This is a genomic window from Marinoscillum pacificum (genome assembly GCF_024714495.1).
In the GTDB taxonomy this organism is placed as follows: Bacteria; Bacteroidota; Bacteroidia; order Cytophagales; family Cyclobacteriaceae; genus Marinoscillum; species Marinoscillum pacificum.
On record NZ_JAMZMJ010000023.1, the window covers coordinates 16899 to 35283 of the forward strand.

16 protein-coding genes are annotated in these 18385 nt (G+C 37.0%); all 16 read left to right on the top strand.

What is annotated here, in order from left to right:
• Window positions 1-14 precede the first annotated feature (14 nt).
• The 16 genes from NXS00_RS26325 (at window position 15) to NXS00_RS26400 (ending at window position 18344) form a co-directional block, all read left to right on the top strand.
• Window positions 15-1505 (top strand): lipopolysaccharide biosynthesis protein, encoded by a 1491-nt coding sequence (locus tag NXS00_RS26325; RefSeq protein ID WP_258102291.1) that lies wholly within the window; start codon window positions 15-17, stop codon window positions 1503-1505.
• Window positions 1502-2974, top strand: coding sequence for an O-antigen polymerase (locus NXS00_RS26330; protein ID WP_258102292.1), 1473 nt, complete (start codon window positions 1502-1504; stop codon window positions 2972-2974). The genes NXS00_RS26325 and NXS00_RS26330 overlap by 4 nt, the downstream gene beginning before the upstream one ends.
• A 320-nt stretch (window positions 2975-3294) precedes the next feature.
• The gene (locus NXS00_RS26335; protein ID WP_258102293.1) at window positions 3295-4119 is read left to right on the top strand and encodes a glycosyltransferase; all 825 of its coding nucleotides are present in this window, start codon (window positions 3295-3297) and stop codon (window positions 4117-4119) included.
• A gap of 11 nt (window positions 4120-4130) precedes the next feature.
• A complete protein-coding gene (locus NXS00_RS26340) occupies window positions 4131-4682 on the top strand; it encodes a WcaF family extracellular polysaccharide biosynthesis acetyltransferase (protein ID WP_258102294.1) in 552 nt (183 codons plus the stop codon).
• Window positions 4683-4685: 3 nt separating this feature from the next.
• Window positions 4686-5582 carry a sulfotransferase domain-containing protein gene (locus NXS00_RS26345; protein ID WP_258102295.1) on the top strand — a complete coding sequence of 299 codons (897 nt, stop codon included), beginning with the start codon at window positions 4686-4688 and terminating at the stop codon, window positions 5580-5582.
• A complete protein-coding gene (locus tag NXS00_RS26350; protein ID WP_258102296.1) occupies window positions 5583-6326 on the top strand; it encodes a glycosyltransferase family 2 protein in 744 nt (247 codons plus the stop codon).
• Window positions 6327-6347: 21 nt separating this feature from the next.
• Window positions 6348-7235: an NAD-dependent epimerase/dehydratase family protein gene (locus NXS00_RS26355; RefSeq protein WP_258102297.1), complete on the top strand. Its 888-nt coding sequence runs from the start codon at window positions 6348-6350 to the stop codon at window positions 7233-7235.
• Between the two features lie 1490 nt (window positions 7236-8725).
• Window positions 8726-9289: a hypothetical protein gene (locus NXS00_RS26360; RefSeq protein WP_258102298.1), complete on the top strand. Its 564-nt coding sequence runs from the start codon at window positions 8726-8728 to the stop codon at window positions 9287-9289.
• A gap of 1150 nt (window positions 9290-10439) precedes the next feature.
• A complete protein-coding gene (gene gmd, locus NXS00_RS26365; RefSeq protein ID WP_258102299.1) occupies window positions 10440-11552 on the top strand; it encodes a GDP-mannose 4,6-dehydratase in 1113 nt (370 codons plus the stop codon).
• Window positions 11553-11621: 69 nt separating this feature from the next.
• Entirely contained in the window at window positions 11622-12554 is a 933-nt protein-coding gene (gene fcl, locus NXS00_RS26370) for a GDP-L-fucose synthase (protein ID WP_258102300.1), read from the top strand.
• Entirely contained in the window at window positions 12523-13509 is a 987-nt protein-coding gene (locus NXS00_RS26375; protein ID WP_258102301.1) for an MraY family glycosyltransferase, read from the top strand. Before fcl ends, NXS00_RS26375 begins: the two co-directional genes overlap by 32 nt.
• A gap of 152 nt (window positions 13510-13661) precedes the next feature.
• Complete coding sequence (locus NXS00_RS26380; RefSeq protein ID WP_258102302.1) at window positions 13662-15590, top strand: polysaccharide biosynthesis protein; 1929 nt, start codon at window positions 13662-13664, stop codon at window positions 15588-15590.
• A 9-nt stretch (window positions 15591-15599) separates the two neighbouring features.
• Window positions 15600-16307 (top strand): YjbH domain-containing protein, encoded by a 708-nt coding sequence (locus NXS00_RS26385; protein ID WP_258102303.1) that lies wholly within the window; start codon window positions 15600-15602, stop codon window positions 16305-16307.
• Window positions 16308-16368: 61 nt separating this feature from the next.
• Window positions 16369-17067 carry an SOS response-associated peptidase gene (locus NXS00_RS26390; protein ID WP_258102304.1) on the top strand — a complete coding sequence of 233 codons (699 nt, stop codon included), beginning with the start codon at window positions 16369-16371 and terminating at the stop codon, window positions 17065-17067.
• A gap of 103 nt (window positions 17068-17170) precedes the next feature.
• The gene (locus NXS00_RS26395) at window positions 17171-17851 is read left to right on the top strand and encodes an IS4 family transposase (RefSeq protein ID WP_258102305.1); all 681 of its coding nucleotides are present in this window, start codon (window positions 17171-17173) and stop codon (window positions 17849-17851) included.
• Window positions 17805-18344 carry a transposase gene (locus NXS00_RS26400; protein ID WP_258102306.1) on the top strand — a complete coding sequence of 180 codons (540 nt, stop codon included), beginning with the start codon at window positions 17805-17807 and terminating at the stop codon, window positions 18342-18344. Before NXS00_RS26395 ends, NXS00_RS26400 begins: the two co-directional genes overlap by 47 nt.
• Window positions 18345-18385 lie beyond the last annotated feature (41 nt).

The window sequence follows — 18385 nt, forward strand, 5'->3', positions numbered from 1 at the left end:
TCAAATCATTAACATTGTCAACACTTAAACGATTAACAAAATCAATTTCCGTACAGGGCTCTCAATTTGTACTTGCAATTCTACAAAACATTTTACTTGTCCCTTTTTTCATCCAGAACTGGGGCCAAACTACATATGGAGAATGGCTTACGCTATATTCCATTTTCAATCTTTTAATGGCTTTGGATAATGGTTTTGGACAATACTTCAGTAATGAGTTTAACCTTCTTTATCATCAAGACGAATTAAAAGCAAAAAAACTTTTAGGTTCCAGCTTAAGAGTAACATTTTTCTCAGGGCTTATACAAACCTTCATAGTATTAGGATTTTTACTGATAGACTTGAATGAAAATTCTTCAATGTATTTTATTCAGAAAGCTATTGCTCCATATGTTCTAATTCTTATTCTATACAGGATGTGTCTTGGAGGGTTTAAAGGAATTCTAGTTAAAACTCCCATTGCACTAGGTTTTTATCATAAATCAGCCTTTATAGGTTTAATAGAATTCACTTTGGAGCTTCTGGTAATTGTTTTGGCTAGCTGGAAAAATTTAACTCTTCTAGAAACATCATTGGTCTTCGTTTCCACTAAAGCATGTTATGTATTTATCTCGCTGTGGTTAATAAAATCCTGGACAAAATCTTTATTTCCATGGTGGAAATGGGGATCACTGAAAGAAGGATATTTACACTATATTAAATCAATACCGCTCATTCTTAAATTCATTTCTGATAAGTTTTCTGTTGATGGAATCAATATTCTTATCTCAGCTACGCTCGGCCCTAACATATTACCTCTTTTTACTACCACTAAAACCTTATCTTCTACAATTACTAAGTTAAGCAGTCTAATTTTTGACCCATTAGTTCCTGAAGTCGGACGTTTACATGCAAAAAAAGGTTTTAGTAAAATTAGAGACTTTATTCAATTGGGTTGGATTACAAACGGTTTGATCGCTTTGGTAATTCTCATATTCTCTGTATTTGCTAAAGAACTATATAATTATTGGTTGAAGGGAGAATATTCACTCAATGAAAATCTTTACATATCCATGATGGCCGCAACCATTCTATTCAACTTTGGGAGACCTATCTTATCCTACCTCACCAGCATTAATCATATCAAGGGATTATTAACAATTACAATTTTGAAAGCAATAATAACTTTCATCTTAGCTCACTTATTGATCTCTGAAATAGGTTTATTAGGGGTAGGAATTAGTCTATTCACAGCGGAGTTGTTGACAGGTGTTCTTGGACCATACTTATTTTATAATAGTACCTCTCAAAAGCAATATCAGATTAACATGGGTGAAATTGCATGGGCGGTAGTTCAATTACTTTTTATCTCTATTGGCCTTTACTTAGTTGTTCACGGTATTATGAATTCTACTGTTCTCATTATTATAATATCCGGCGTAACATTATCAATCTCTTATATAATTTTTAATAATTTAACATTAGATACTAAGAAGAAGCTTAAAAGTCAAAGATTAAATAAATGAAAGATTTTAGGATAAATATTCTGTTCTTGTCCATATCTGTCATTATTTATTTAATTAGTGATTCTTTCATAACCAATGATCAAAAATATGTTATTCTACTAACCTCACTTTTAGTCTACACTATCTCTTCCATTATAGCCATTTATAAAAGAACAGAAATTTTATTAGACCCCTTAATACTTAGTCTAATAATAAATCAACTTGTCTTTCTAGGAGGATTTACTTCCTTCCTCATTATTGAAAATGGTATTTTTCAACCTGGTCGCTCAGCTAGTTTAATACCTTGGAATAGTCAATATTTAGCAAAGACAGGTATGTTAATAAATATTGGGACCATATGTGTGACATATGGCTATTATTCAAAACTTGGTACTAAATTTTCAAACTTCAATACTAAATATTTAATAAAATCAAGAATATCCAAGATTCATCTTTCCAAAAAAATGCTAATCATAATAGCAATAGTAGGAGTATTAATAAAGTTATATCTAATGAAGAACGGACTGTTTGGCAGATTGCTCAATCCAGATTATACCACTTATGGTGAGTCCGCAAGTTACTTAGCTAGTCAGTTAGCACCTCTGAATAGACTAAGTTTAATATCATTCACATTCGTTTTTTTCAGGTATTTAAAAAAGGACAAAGGATATACCATACTATTCCTTTTTTTAGTATCAATTGAATTATTTTTTGCGTTTATTGAGGGATCAAGAAGACCTATATTAGAACTTTATGTTCTGATTTTTTTAATTTACTATTATGTTAATCAAAGAATAAAAATATCACTATTCCTCAGTGGATTTATTGTTCTTTATATAGCATTCACACTAATTCTTGAATTCAAAACATTTGTATTGGATAATCAAATTAGTAGTACTGATCCTATCAGCCTTATCCAAAAGTTCTCAAACTATAGAGAGTTAAATAAAAATGAGCTTAATGAAACTGTTTATGAAAATGTAGAAAAAAACATTTACTATAGAATAAACCTAATAACTCAAGCCACTTCCGCAATTAGACATGCAGATTTAAACAAACTTGATGACAAGGATCCAGATTTCTTTTTAACGCTCTTATTAGTTCCTATAGATGTAGTAATTCCGAAATCGATTCAAGGTACAACAACTGTCAATTGGGGTGATTGGTTTAGATATGCAGTATTAAACAGAGGGTATTACTACACAACTTATAGTATACCATTTTCACCAGTCGGCTATTTATATTTTTTAGGAGGAACACTTGGTGTCATTGTAGGCTTCTTCATTTATGGAATAATGCTTAAATCAATTTCTAACTTACCTCAAATAAGTTTTATAGGATTTCTGTTATTCCTACTTCTTTTGACGTGTATAGGTATGTTTGAAACTGCAATCCCTCAAAGCTTGGTCAGATATGCAAGATATATGTTTGTCTTGCCTTTCTTTTATAAGTTTACGACTGAGTTACTTCGCAAAAAACAGACTATTTAAAAGTGCAAAAGGTTCTACTCACATACAACTACTTCTACCCTGCCTTTCGAGCTGGCGGTCCTATTCAATCATGCACTAATCTGGTAAGAAGCCTTGGAAATGATGTTGATTTTTATGTTTTTACTCGAAATTCTGATCTAGGACTATCAGATGAGCTAGAAGGAATCCCATCCAACTGCTGGATTAATTTTGAAAATGTTGCCAATGTATTTTACTATGGCAAGAATTGGCTTTCGCTGAACAACATACGAAAATTACTTAAAGAAGTATCCGCATCTCATATGTATATTAATGGTATCTATAACATCGATACTGTCTTTATGCCCATCCTACTGAATAGGCTTTCAACTAAAAGTGCGAAATTAATTATAGCTCCAAGAGGAATGTTTCAGGCAGGAGCATTATCTCATAAATCCCTAAAAAAGAACATATACATAGCCATATTTAAATGGTTGATTCCACAAAAAAGCACAAAATGGCACGCGACAGACCAACAAGAAGCTCAAGACATTAAAAATATTTTTGGCATCAACAGTAGTATACAAATTATCCCAAATATCCCATCAGTAGTCAAACCATTAGGAAAAATATTGAAAAAAGAAGTAGGCTCAATTAGGATTGTGAGTATTTCTCTTATCACGGCAAAAAAGAATTTATTACTTACACTTAATGCTCTAACTGCTCTTAAAGGAGATATTGTATTTGATATTTATGGTCCGATTAAAGACAGAGAATATTGGAAGGAGTGTGAATTAGTTATAGATCGGCTTAATAATGAAGGAATAAAAGTCCAGCATCGCGGTGCAATTAAACATGAAGATGTTCAGGAGACAATAGAGCAATATCACCTATTTATTTTACCAACAAAAGGTGAGAATTTTGGTCACGCCATTTTTGAATCCTTTTCTGTGTCAAGACCGGTTATTACTAGTAAATTAACTCCATGGGTAGATCTGGAAAGTAAAAATGCAGGATGGAATATTGACATTGAAAATGCAGATCAGCTAGCTAATACTATAAAGAAAGCCATAGAGCTAGATCAAAACTCCTTCCAACTCCTTACATCTGGAGCTCAGGAGATAGCCCAAGAGTTCTGGAAATCAAATCGATTCAAAGAGAGGTATAAAACTTTATTTAACAGCTAATTAATAGACTTTTGGATATAGTAGATAAATCGACCTTCAATAATAGTTGGTACAATCCAGGAGGATCAACGTTTAAAAGGTACACTTGGTATTTTGTGAATGTACTTGTTTTCATTAATCCATTGGTACCATTCTATGGGATCAAAAGAAAACTACTTAAGTTATACGGTGCTAAAATTGGCAAACGTTTAATTATCAAACCTGGTGTGAATATCAAGTACCCCTGGTTACTTGAAATAGGGGACTATGTTTCCATCGGTGAGAACGTATGGATAGACAACCTGGGTAAGACAACTCTACATGACCATACGACCATCTCACAAGGCGCTATGTTGCTAACCGGCAATCATGATTTCAAATCAACGTCCTTTGATTTGATTGTAAAAGAAATTGTCATTGAAAAGGGGGCATGGATTGGAGCACAATCAACTGTTTGCCCGGGGGCTACGTGTAGAGATCATAGCATCCTCACTGCGGGCAGCGTAGCCACCAAAGATCTTGAGGCTTATGGGATCTATCAAGGAAATCCCGCTGTTAAAGTTAAAACTCGTCAAATAGTCTAACTGATGATCAATAAAGAAAAACTGGCACAAAGATTTATGACACCCAAACTAGCCGGGTTGATTAAAAATGGAATCGCTTATCCTAGATTCAAGAATCAGCTAGCACAGGCCAAAAAAGGATACCAGGAATTCGGTCATCAATACAAACAACCTACGCTCTTTGTAGCAGGATTACCTAAAAGCGGCACAACTTGGTTGGAGAAAATGCTTAGTACAATACCAGGCTTTCATGAAATAATGATTCCAGAAGCGGTATACTATGAGCAAAAAAGTATTGGAAGTCATGATTTTGATTATCCTGCCGACACTTTTTCCAGATTATCAAAAAGTCTTTCTGTAATAAAGTTACACGTTCACGGATCGTCAAATAATCAGGAAATATTAGCGAAGGAAGGTTTAAAGTATGTTGTTCTTTTTAGAGACTTACGTGATGTTGCTGTGAGTTACTACTTCTATGTGCGAAATACTCCATGGCATCCAGAACACAAGACTTATTCCAAATTCATGACCGTACAGGAAGGTCTCCATGAGTTTTCAAAGGTTCTATTACCAGAATACACGAATTGGGTGGATTCCTGGAGGTCTGCTTCGAAAGAACTTTGCCTTATCGAGCGGTATGAAGACCTAAGAACTGATCCCCATACCGTAATGAATCGGATTATTGACCATTATCAGCTTAGATTATCCAATGAGCTTCTAGAACAGATAATTGAAAAAAATTCATTTGGTAATTTGGCTTCAGGTAGAAAAGCAGGAGAAGACAACTCTAGCAGTTTCTTTAGAAAGGGAGTTTCAGGTGATTGGAAGAATCACTTCGATGAAGAATTGAAAGCTATCTATAAAAACCAAATTGGTGACTTCCTCATTTCGGAGGGTTATGAACTAAATGACAAATGGTAAATGATAAAAGTTTCAATAATTACGGTTGTCTATAACAACAAATCCACATTAATGGATGCAATCAATTCAGTGACAAATCAAGACTATGAAAACATTGAATACATTGTTATTGATGGAGCATCCAAGGACGGGACTTTGGATTTGATCAAAGAGGCGAAGGGAATCACTAAATGGATTTCCGAACCTGATAAAGGACTCTATGATGCCATGAACAAAGGACTTCAAATGGCCTCTGGTGATATTGTAGGCATTCTCAACTCAGATGATGTTTACACCTCAAATACCGTAATCTCGGATGTTGTTAAAGAAGTTATTCGCACAAGATGTGATGTCATTTATGCAGATATTAATTATGTAGAGAGAGATGATGTGACGCATGTCGTGCGTAGTTGGGAATCTGGTGATTTTTACCCAAAATATTTCCAGGATGGCTATGTTCCAGCGCATCCTACGGTATTTCTCTCTCAGGATTTGTCCAAAAAATTCCAATTCGATCTTACCTACAAATTGGCGGCCGATTATGATTTCTTATTACGACTGTTCCACACCCCTAACTTGAAGCTTAATTACCTATCTCAAAAAATTATCAATATGAGATTGGGTGGTGTAACTAGTAAAAACTGGAAAAATATTGTAAAAGGAAATTTAGAGATCGCAAGGTCCTGGATGAAGAACCAAAAGAAATTACCACTTCTCACTCTTTTGGTAAAAAGACCGAGAATAAAATTGAAACAATACGTCTAGAGAGCATCTATCATATTTTCCATGAAATATTTAATAACTGGTGGTACTGGATTTTTAGGAAAAGAGATTTGTAACCAGCTTAATGAAGAGACATTTCATACGTTAGGTCGTAGCAGTCAAAATCATATCCTGGCAGACTTAGGAAATGACATACCTAATTTAAAAGAGAAATACGATCAAGTATTTCACTGTGCCGGAAAAGCACATATTGTTCCTAAAACTGAACAAGAAATTGCCGAATTCTTTCAACTTAATCACCAGGGAACGATCAACCTACTCAAATCACTTGATAACTCTCCACCTAAACGGTTCATTCTGATCAGCACGGTTGCGGTCTATGGTCGTGAAACCGGTGCCGATATTGATGAAACCCATCCGTTAAACGGATCTACACCATATGCGTTAAGTAAAATAAAAGCCGAAGAAGAAGTACAGAGATGGGGAAAGGAAAAGAAGGTCTCCATTCTAATTTTAAGATTACCATTGATTGCTGGTCCCAATCCTCCAGGAAACCTCGGTAAAATGATTGCTGGGATAAAATCTGGCAAATACCTAAGCATTAATCATGGAAAAGCTAGGAGAAGTGTGGTCATGGCTTCTGATATTGCTGCACTGATTAAAAATTCAGATTCAGCCGAAGGCATCTATAACTTAACGGATGGGTATCATCCGTCTTTTAAAGAACTTGAACAAGTTATTTCCACCCAACTCAACAAAAGTCTGCCTATATCCATTCCAGGTTGGATAGGAAAATTATTGGGACATATTGGTAATTTAATTCCCAAGAGCCCAATCAATTTAGATACAATCAACAAAATGAGTCAAGACCTGACTTTCAGTGATCAAAAGGCGCGAAATGAGATAAGTTGGGTTCCTTCTAATACACTCAAAAAATTTAAAATCAACTAACAAATTACTCCTCTTTACAGCTCCAAAGGCGGCATTCTTGATGTGTGGACATTTTTCTTTCGCTTCTTTAAAAAACAACCTATCTCATGAGATTCCCGCATTCGCGGGAATAACGTTTAAGAAAGTAATACCCGACAAGACATTCACTTGATGTGTAATCATTTTTCTAGGTGTAGTTCATATTATTTTAGGTCAATACAGGGGTTCCTTTAACAATAGATTCCCTTAGAGTGCTTATCAATGACATATCATCAATTCCGCCTTACCATGCATTCAAGGAATGACGAATAAATGAACTGAATATAGATCTTTTGGACAATCCAATTCTCCCCATTTTCAAGGGGCGCACGGCTAGTGGGAGACACAGAGGGGGTTCATTTAAGAGTAAATTTTAATCAACCCTTCCAAAAAGCTTCTACCTATTACCAAAATCGGTCAGCAATTAATAGGTCTGATAAAACCTGCCTTTTCCCAACGCTTATTCAAGTCCTTAATTGTTGACTCTTCAGAAAGCTATTCTAACCTAAACTTCACTCCTCCTTATTCTTCCAAGGATGGCATTCGATTGATGTGTGATCATTATTTGGAAAGCAAATAATGGTATTTTGACAATCAATTCTCCCCTTCTACGAGGGGGAGATTGAGAGGGGGTTCATATGACTACATATTTTTGTCAACCTTCATTTCTCCTTGTCAACGATGGCGCACATCCAGTGGTGCACGGCCAAAGGAGCTGCCGAAGGCTGAGGGGTTCCGTTAAAGTTTATAACATCAATCTTATCAAACTCCTCTTTTCACAAATATCCAATCATCATCAGAACCGTCATTCCCCGAATTCTAGCAGCAGTAATCATTGATTCACAAATCACCTTGAATTCTAGGGGAATCTATAGGCTCCAGGATCTGATTCCCATAGAATGCTGATCAGAAGACTAATCGATAATGACATACCTCGCTTCAGGGAATAACGAATAGTTTATTTTAGAGAATCTTGTTCCACATAAGAATATTGAATTAAAATAATTTAACAAGCCAACTCACCAGACCTTAAACTTCCACTCCCTTTAGGGAAAGGGGTAAAGGGAAGTTTAATACACCTGGAATCAATTTTCGATTTCTGACCTACCATAGCAGACCAGCTCAACTTGAATAGCAAATTCCGATATGGCATCCAAATTACCTCCCTTTAGTGGCGCATTGCCAGTTGAGTCACTTATCACAAATTCACCCACCTACCGATTCACTGATTACCAAACCACCGACTTACTTCGTCCAGTCTTCTCCCAGTCTTCCTTCAGTCCGTATCCTGTTAATAGCATAAAAAATGCTCCTTGAAACCTTTATAATGAAGGGTTAAATCAAGTGTGTAAATAATTATAAAAACGATCGATATTTTCAACCAAAAAGAAGCTTTCTGGCATAGTAATTGATGTTTTGATCACAACGGAGGCCTCCCTTTCTTTTTTTTCAAACCTTTTAATTTTAAGACAATGGCACAATTACAAAACAACTTGTTTTTACAAGGCGCCAGAGGCATGCTAGGCAAGCAACTGGTTTACAAAACAGTGGGTGGTAAATTAATCGTCTCTACCAGACCTGTTCGAAGCGGAGAAGCAACAGAAGCACAGAAGCAACAAAATACTCGATTCAGATATGCTTCGTTCTATGCAAAAAAAGCGATTAAAGATCCGATACTCGGCCCAATTTACGAGAGTGCGGTGAAACGATTAAGCAAGTTCAATAGCGCATATCAGTTAGCGCTCACGGATTACCTAAAAACACCGGAGATTGGTGATATCAGTATAGCAAGCATAACCAGCGGTTCAATGGTACTGGTAGAAGCATTCAAAGACCCTGAGCTAAATAAAGTCGAGGTTGCGATCCTTGCTAAAAACAAATCGGTGATAGCAGCTGGAGAAGCAACACCTACTATCAATGGCATCCAATGGGAATTCGAATTACCTGTAGATATTCCAGAAGGAGGCAAACTGGAAGTGAAAGCATTTGACCTTCCAGGTAATGTGGAAACAAAAACCTTCGATGTAGAACTATAAAACTGTGAAGTGAATACCAATTTAATATCCAGTTAAAACCTCTTTTGCATAGTGTGGAAGAGGTTTTCATTTATCAGGCTAGAGGTGCGTGGCCATTGAGGTTCTAATTTGAACGTCATTGAGCACAGCGAAGCAATCTCCTCCCACACCGATATCTGAATTGATTACGAAATTACTGTTTCAACAATCTACCAATCACTTATTCACTGAGTTCAATTCGAGCTGTAAGCTCTTTTAATACTCGTCACATGGCTAAGCCATGCGACTGCTAAAGGGAGATACAGAGGGGGTTCATCTAACAGTATATTTTCTGAATACTCACGATGCGATTCCTGTCTGCACAGGAATGACGTAATTATTGATTCTTAAAATTGTGGCTCCTCTTTTGAAGGGGAGCTGCCGAAGGCTGAGGGGTTCCTTTAACAATAGATTCCCTTAGAATGCTTATAAATGACACATCATCAATTCCACCTCACCTTGCATTAATGGAAAGACGAATAGATGAACTGAATATAGGTCTTTTGGACAATCTAATTCTCCCCATTTTCAGGGGTTCACGGCCAGTGGAAGATGCAGAGGGGGTTCATATAACTGCTTATTTTTCTGAATAGACAAGGTGCGATTCCTGCCCTACCACGGTAGGCAAGCTCCGCAGGAATGACGCTCTCTATAAGTGAAAATTATGAGGAATTTCATTTGGCACCAGATTCCCAAATAAAACAAGCCTCAATTACGAGCTGTAAGCTCTTTTAATACTCGTCACATGGCTAAGCCATGCGACTGCTAAAGATTTAGGGAGGGTTGCATTATATGATATTTAAGAATCAATTTCCCCGATTATAAAAAGGCGAACGACTTATAGTGCGCGGCTAGTGTAGCTACCAAAGGCTGAGAGGCTCCTTTAGCAAAATCATTCTAATTTGAAGATCATTGTGAGCACAGCGAAGCAATCTCCTCCCACACCGATATCCGAACTGATAACCAAATTACTGTTTCAACAATCTACTAATCACTTATTCACTGATCACCGAATTACCAACCAACCTCCTCACCTCCAACATCAAACCTCCAACATCATACAATATCTTTAACCTACATTCACTAAACTTGCAATTCATTCAATGAATGCTGCTATAAATTAGAAACAACTATGAAAAAAGCACTGATTACAGGGATAACTGGTCAAGATGGAGCTTATCTTGCTGAGCTACTGTTAGAAAAAGGCTACGAAGTTCACGGAATCAAAAGAAGATCTTCTCTTTTTAACACAGACCGAATAGACCACCTGTATCAGGACCCTCACAAGGACAACACCAAATTGTTCTTGCATTATGGTGACCTAACGGATTCAATGAACATCACGCGCTTAGTACAAGAAATCCAGCCAGATGAGATTTACAATCTAGCGGCTATGTCTCATGTTCGTGTAAGTTTTGATACTCCTGAATATGTTGCCAATGTGGACGCACTGGGTACTCTTAGAATATTAGAAGCAGTTCGCTTACTTGGATTGACTGAAAAAACAAAGGTATATCAGGCTTCTACTTCAGAACTTTATGGATTGGTTCAGGAAGTCCCACAAAGTGAAAAAACACCGTTTTACCCTCGTTCTCCGTATGCGGTAGCAAAAATGTATGGATATTGGATCACAGTGAATTATCGTGAAGCCTACAACATGTACGCATGTAACGGCATTCTATTTAACCACGAATCTCCGTTAAGAGGTGAAACCTTTGTTACCCGAAAAATCACTAGAGCTGTTGCTAAAATGGCCTTAGGTCTTCAGGATTGTGTGTACATGGGGAACCTGGATTCTAAAAGAGATTGGGGACATGCCAAAGATTACGTCAGAGGAATGTATTTAATTCTTCAGCAAGACAAACCTGAAGATTATGTATTGGCTACAGGAGTTACTACCACCATTCGAGACTTCATGATCGCTGCATTCAAAGAGGTTGGTGTAGAAATCGGTTTTAAAGGTGAGGGAGTTGATGAAGTAGGTTATGTGGTGAAAGCTACCAACAGCAAATATGACCTTAAAGAAGGTCAGGAAGTGGTAAAAATAGATCCTAAATACTTCCGACCTACTGAGGTGGATCTACTGATCGGTGATCCAACCAAAGCGAATGAAAAACTAGGCTGGAAACCTGAATATGATCTACCTATGTTGATAAAAGAAATGATGGAGTCTGACTTGAAGTTGTTCGAAAGAGACAAATACCTCATGGAAGGTGGTCATGACATCTTAAATCAAGCTGAATAATCAAGTTTTAGTCATGCTGAAGAATTTCAGCATCTTTACAATGATTTTCAAGATTAAAATCACTCGGATTTGAACAAAGAAGATAAAATATACATTGCCGGCCACAGGGGCATGGTAGGTAGTGCAATTGTTCGCCTTTTAGAGAAGCAAGGCTACACTAACATTCTTACCAAAACATCCAAGGAATTGGATTTACGAAATCAGGCGCAAGTTGCTTCATTCTTTGAAGTAGAAAAACCGGATTACGTATTCTTAGCTGCTGCTAAAGTAGGAGGCATTCATGCGAACAACACCTACCGTGCTGAGTTTCTTTACGACAACTTGATGATTGAATCCAATATTATTCATCAGGCCTATGTAAATGAAAGCAAGAAATTACTCTTTCTGGGTAGCTCATGTATCTACCCCAAGATGGCAGCACAGCCTATTCATGAGGATAGTTTACTGACTGGTCCTTTGGAATATACCAATGAGCCTTATGCAATAGCTAAAATTGCAGGGATCAAACTGTGCGAAACCTATAGAGATCAATACGGAGTTGATTTCATCAGTGCAATGCCTACAAATCTCTATGGTCCTAATGACAATTATGACCTGAATAATTCGCATGTTCTTCCTGCCTTGCTTAGAAAATTTCATACAGCCAAAGTAAATAACAGTGCCACTGTAGAGGTTTGGGGATCAGGAAGTCCACTAAGAGAGTTCTTACATGTAGACGACCTGGCGGAAGCTTGTTTCTTTTTAATGGAAAATTACAATGATGGCCAAACGATGAACGTTGGTTATGGTGAAGACATCACGATCAAAGATCTCGCTTTAACAATTAAAGAGATCGTTGGTTTTGAAGGCGAATTAGTTTTTGACAGCACCAAACCAGATGGTACACCTCGTAAACTGATGAGTAGTGAAAGAATCCATTCACTTGGTTGGAGTCCAAAAATAGATCTCAAAACGGGCATCAGTTCAGTCTATGCGGCAGTTGAAAAGTCTGACTGGCTCTAATGCATTGGGTATAGAGTTATCCATACTGACCTTTGGCTTATTTGTAGCGGTGTATTCCTATCTCTACATCGCACGCAAAAAGCAAATTCTTGATTTACCAAATCACAGAAGTTCACATCAGCATATTACGATACGTGGAGGCGGCATAGTTATTCCTGTAGCCGTGCTTTGTTTTTGGGCGGTATATCAGCAATATCATTTTTTTGTAGCGGGGGTAATGATCATCAGTACGATAAGTTTTCTGGATGACATCAAACCACTATCAAGCAAGGTTAGAATCCTATTTCATTTCCTTGCAGTTTGCTGCCTCTTTTATGAGCTCAACTTAGGACAACTACACTGGCTCATACTACCTGTAGCACTTATTTTGGTGATTGGATGGATCAATGCTGTGAACTTCATGGACGGTATCAATGGAATCACAGTTACCTACTTCTTAACAGTAGTAGGATCCTTATACTATGTCAATCAGAAAATAACTTCATTTGCTGAACCTGCTTTGTTACTGTATACACTCATAGCACTTGGAGTATTTGCGTTTTTCAACTTTAGAAAAAAAGCCTTGTGCTTCGCTGGTGATATTGGCTCTGTCTCGATTGCTTTCATAGTGGCTTTTCTCATGATGGCCTTGATTATCAAATCTGGCCAAGTGATTTATATTGGATTTGTTCTCATCTATGCGATCGATGCTGTTGGTACGATCATTGAGCGATTAATCAAAAAGCAAAACATCTTTGAGCCTCACCGCTTACACTTTTATCAAAGACTGGCCAATGATAAAAAGATTCCACACCTTTTTATCAGTTCAGGTTACGCAGTAGTACAATTAACCATTAATATCTCCTTATTTCAATTTGTCGATTCAAATTATTCAACAATTATAATTCTGGGAATGCTGATTTTTTTATCAATTACATATGTGATGATAAAACAGCGATTATTCAAGATACTTTGATTTAAAGATTATTAATTCTTTACCTGATTTTTAAAAGAACTGCACCTTCATTAGAATTTTACTGATACTTCTATGATCTCATCAATAAAATTCATAATTTTATCTAGCAATCCGTAGTGAACACAGATTAATCTCATCAAACAGCGCCGCAAATGAAAAGAATGTTTAACTATTATTCGGATAAGTACCTTGCGTCCTGGATAATAAAATTCCTAGATTTAATTGTAGTATTTATAGGCTTTATTGTAGCAAGTCTGTTAAGGTTCAATTTTGAACTATCGGCAATAGAACCATCCAGATTACTTCAGCAATCACTTATTACATGCCTGATTTATCTGATCGTTTTTTCTTTCGGAAAGACATCTTCCTTTATCATGCGACATACCAGCTTTACGGATATTCATAGCATTTTCAAAGCTGTTATGTTTAGTTTGGCTATCATGATGGTGACTGATATCTTTCTTTATGAGGCACTAAACTACACGGGTTTTTTTCTTATCCCCAAATCAATTTTAATCATTCAAGCATTATTGATCATGCTCGGAGTTTCGGGCTACCGACTTTCAGCTAAATACATCTATGCTTCTTTTTTGAATAGTAGCTCTGCTTTAAAAAGCAATGTACTGATAGTTGGTGCTGATGTATCCAGTTTAATGACCAAGAATACTTTGTTAAATAGCTCTAAACATGCAATTAGAGTAATTGGTCACGTCGATAATCATCCTAAATTAAAAGGAAAGAAATTAGATGGTAGCCCAGTATTTGCCTTAGATCAAGTACTGAATACAGCTTTTCTGAAGAACAAAAAAATAGATGAGGTAATCATTTCAGATGCAACCTTAAAACCATCAGAAAAAAGAGCCGTCATCGATACTTGCCTTCAATTTAAAATCAAAGTAAAAGAAGTTCCTCCTCATGAAAAATGGGTTAATGGCGAATTAACCGAAAACCAAATCAAACCTGTGAAAATTGAAGACCTTTTAGGAAGGTCAGAAATCAAATTAGATAGTATCAACATTCAAAATGAATTAACAGGAAAAACAGTCCTAGTGACTGGAGGCGCTGGGTCTATCGGAAGTGAAATTGTACGTCAGGCTCTTCACTTCAAGCCAAAGAAAGTAATTGCACTTGATCAAGGAGAGACTCCTGCTTATGAATTAGGAAACTCTTTAAAAACACTTCCTGACGAAATCTCCAATAGATGTGAAATTGTCATTGCAGACATTACACATTTCAGAAGAATGCAGCAAATTTTCAGCAAATACAATCCTGACATTGTATTCCATGCTGCCGCTTATAAGCATGTTCCTCTTATGGAAGGAAATGCAAGTGAAGCTGTAAACACCAATGTATTTGGAACTAAAAACATAGCTGACCTATCACTTAGATACAAGGTAGATAAATTCGTAATGATTTCTACTGACAAGGCAATTAATCCGACCAATGTGATGGGTGCTTCTAAAAGATCAGCTGAAATTTATGTTCAAGCGCTTAACAGCGAGCAAACACATACTCACTTTATCGTAACGCGTTTTGGAAATGTTTTAGGCTCTAATGGATCTGTGATCCCATTATTCCAGAAACAAATTGAAAAAGGTGGCCCAATTACCATTACTCACAAAGACATTACACGTTACTTCATGACCATTTCTGAAGCATGTAATCTGGTTTTAGAGGCAGGTTCTATTGGTGCTGGAGGAGAAATCTTTGTCTTTGACATGGGTGAATCAGTGAAGATTCTGGATTTGGCAAAGAAAATGATCCAACTTTCAGGACTTCAAGAAGGAAAAGACATTGACATTGAGTTCGTTGGACTAAGACCAGGAGAGAAGTTGTATGAAGAACTTTTAGCAGTGGAGGAAAACACCTTGTCTACCCATCACCCTAAAATCATGCGGGCACAGATTCAACCAGTAGTATCAAGTGAAGTGAAAAGCTTGATGGACAAACTTCATGAAAATGTACAACGTGGAGACGATGAAGGAATCGTTAGTGGATTAAAAGAATTGGTTCCTGAATTCATAAGTAAAAACTCTGTATATTCAAGGCTCGATAAAAAGTCGAACCAGGCCTATGCATAGACCATTTTCATGAAAAAACTCTTCTTTTTAACTTGCTTATTTTTATTCATCCAATACCAAGTCCCTGGTCAATCACTAACCGGACTGCAAGGATTAATCGTTACACCATCAGCTGAGATGCATCCAAATGGAACTTTCGTTCTGGGCACCTCATATTTTGATCATCACAATTTTGAATACGGTTTCTATGAATACAATGGCTTGGCTGGTTATGCATCATTGACATTTTTACCATTTGTGGAGCTGTCTTTTCGGTATACTTCTCAAATCAGAACAATCTCAAGGGAGAATAGAAACTTTCCTGACAGGATGCCATCCTTCAGAATTAGAGCTCTCAAGGAATCTAAATGGTTACCTGCAGTTGCCTTTGGATTACATGACATTTCATCTGTAGACGGTGGAGGAGCTAAACACTTCGAAGCTTCATACTTAGTGCTAACAAAGAATTTCACCATCATCCAGTTAAATATCAAAGCCAATTCTGGTTATGGATTTGGAATTTTAAATGCCAAACACCACGAACTACTCGGTTATTTTGGTGGCTTTACCTTAAGTCATGGAAACTTCAATCATCTACAAGCCATCATCGAATATGATAGCCGTGATATTAATGCTGGTTTGAAACTACTTCTTTGGAATCATCTTCAATTGTTGGCAGTGACCCGGGAAATGAAATACCTGGAAGGAAGCATTTCTTATAGAATGACTATGAAGTAACTCCTTCATAGGAACAGATCGATTTGGTTCACTCCCAAAATCGTTCGTATCTTTCCGCTACATGTATGATCGCTATACCATATTCTGCGAAAAACCCGAGTTAGAAAAATTCATGGGAGCCGAATTACCGGTAGATGAATTCATTACCTACAATGCTGCTCCTACTCAGCCCTTGCCGGTGGTAGCTCTAAATCGAAAAGACATGATCCAGTTTTTTCATTGGGGTCAAACAGCTAAAATGGCCAATAATAAAACACTTTCTACTAAATTATTTAATCTTACTAGTGATAATGCACTTCAGCGACCAACGTATAAAAAAGCAGTTCAGAACTCACGATGCTTAATAGGTGCTAACGGGTTTTACGTATGGAAACAAGTAAGTAAAAAACAATTGGTCCCCTACTTCTGCTATAAACAGCACCACATCCCTTTTGGAATTGCCGGAATTTATGAAGAGTTTGAAGACTTTGATGGTAATTCCTACCACACCTTTAACATGATCACCGTTCCTGCAGGGAATAGAATTTCATCATATAGCGAAGACATGCCTGCTATTTTAGATAAGCAACAAGCAGATCAATGGCTCAATCCAGAACAAAACATTGAGCAACTGACAGACATACTTGGCGGTATATCTGATGCTCAGTTAATCATGCATGCCGTGAGCCCTAGAATTACTGAAACAGCGATCAACGATCGAAGCTTAATCCAACCATCAACTCCTTCTGATCAATTTGGTAACTACACGTTATTCAACTAATACTTCAAGTCCATCTCAACCCTGTCCTAAATAATAAAAGAAGAGGTTGCGGATTTTCCTAGATCGTATAGATTTAGGTTTTGACAAAACCCCAGAACCTCTCATGAGCAATGTAACGCTGTTTAGCCAAATTATTCATAAGATTGATCGCCCCCTTTTCAATAACCTAGTAGCCAAAAAGCAAACAGATAAAAGTTCTAAGGGCTTCAACAGTTGGACACATCTAGTTTCGATGTTGTTTTGCCATTTCGCTAAAAGTACCTCTGTTCGAGATATTTCTAATGGCTTACGCTCAGCAACGGGCAACCTCAATCATTTAGGGGTAAATCGCGCACCCTCTAAATCAAGCATCAGCTATCAAAATGAACGCCGGGATGCAGATTTGTTTAAAGAACTCTACTATGGCTTGTTGAAACGTTTAGGACAGCAGGCTAATCAAAAACGTGTAAAGCTCAGGATCAAGGTGCCCGTTTACCTATTAGATGCTACAGTAATAAGTCTGTGCCTTTCAGTATTTGACTGGGCCACTTTTAGAAGAAGCAAAGGAGCAGTTAAAATGCATACTTTACTTGAATACGATGGCAAAATGCCTACCTACGTTAATATCACAAAAGGAAGTGTTAGTGATAATAAAGGTGCTTATGATATCCCTTTGCAGAAGGGAGCAGTCATTGTTGCAGATCGCTATTACAACGATTTTCCTATGCTCAACGTTTGGGAAAGAAAAGGGGTCTATTTTGTCATTCTCCACAAACACAATCAATCTTGCTTACCAAAATATTGAAGAAAGAGAGCTGCCTGAAAACACCGCTCAGCATGTCTTAAAAGATGAAGTAATAGAGCTTAGTAATCCCACATCAAAGCATAAGTATCCAAAACAACTCAGAAGAATCGCGGTATGGGATGATGAAAATAAACAAACCATTGAGCTAATCACCAACAATCTCAAATGGGCTGCCCAGACCATTGCTGACCTTTATAAAGCCAGATGGGAGATTGAGGTATTCTTTCGAGACATAAAGCAGTTACTGCACATCAAAACTTTCATTGGAACATCCAAAAACGCAGTGATGATACAAATTTGGACTGCTTTGATCACCATACTAATAATCAAAGCCATGAAAAACCAAGCAAAGTATGGATGGCATTTGTCTAACCTTGTCGCATTTATCCGGCTCAATATTTTTGTGAAAATTGAACTCCAAAAGTGGCTTGATCAACCGTTTGAAGACCCTCCTAGTAAGATATTGAATCCAAAACAAGGGGTTCTTTTTTAGAAGCAGCCCTAAACCGCCTTCTATTCAACAATTACTTACAT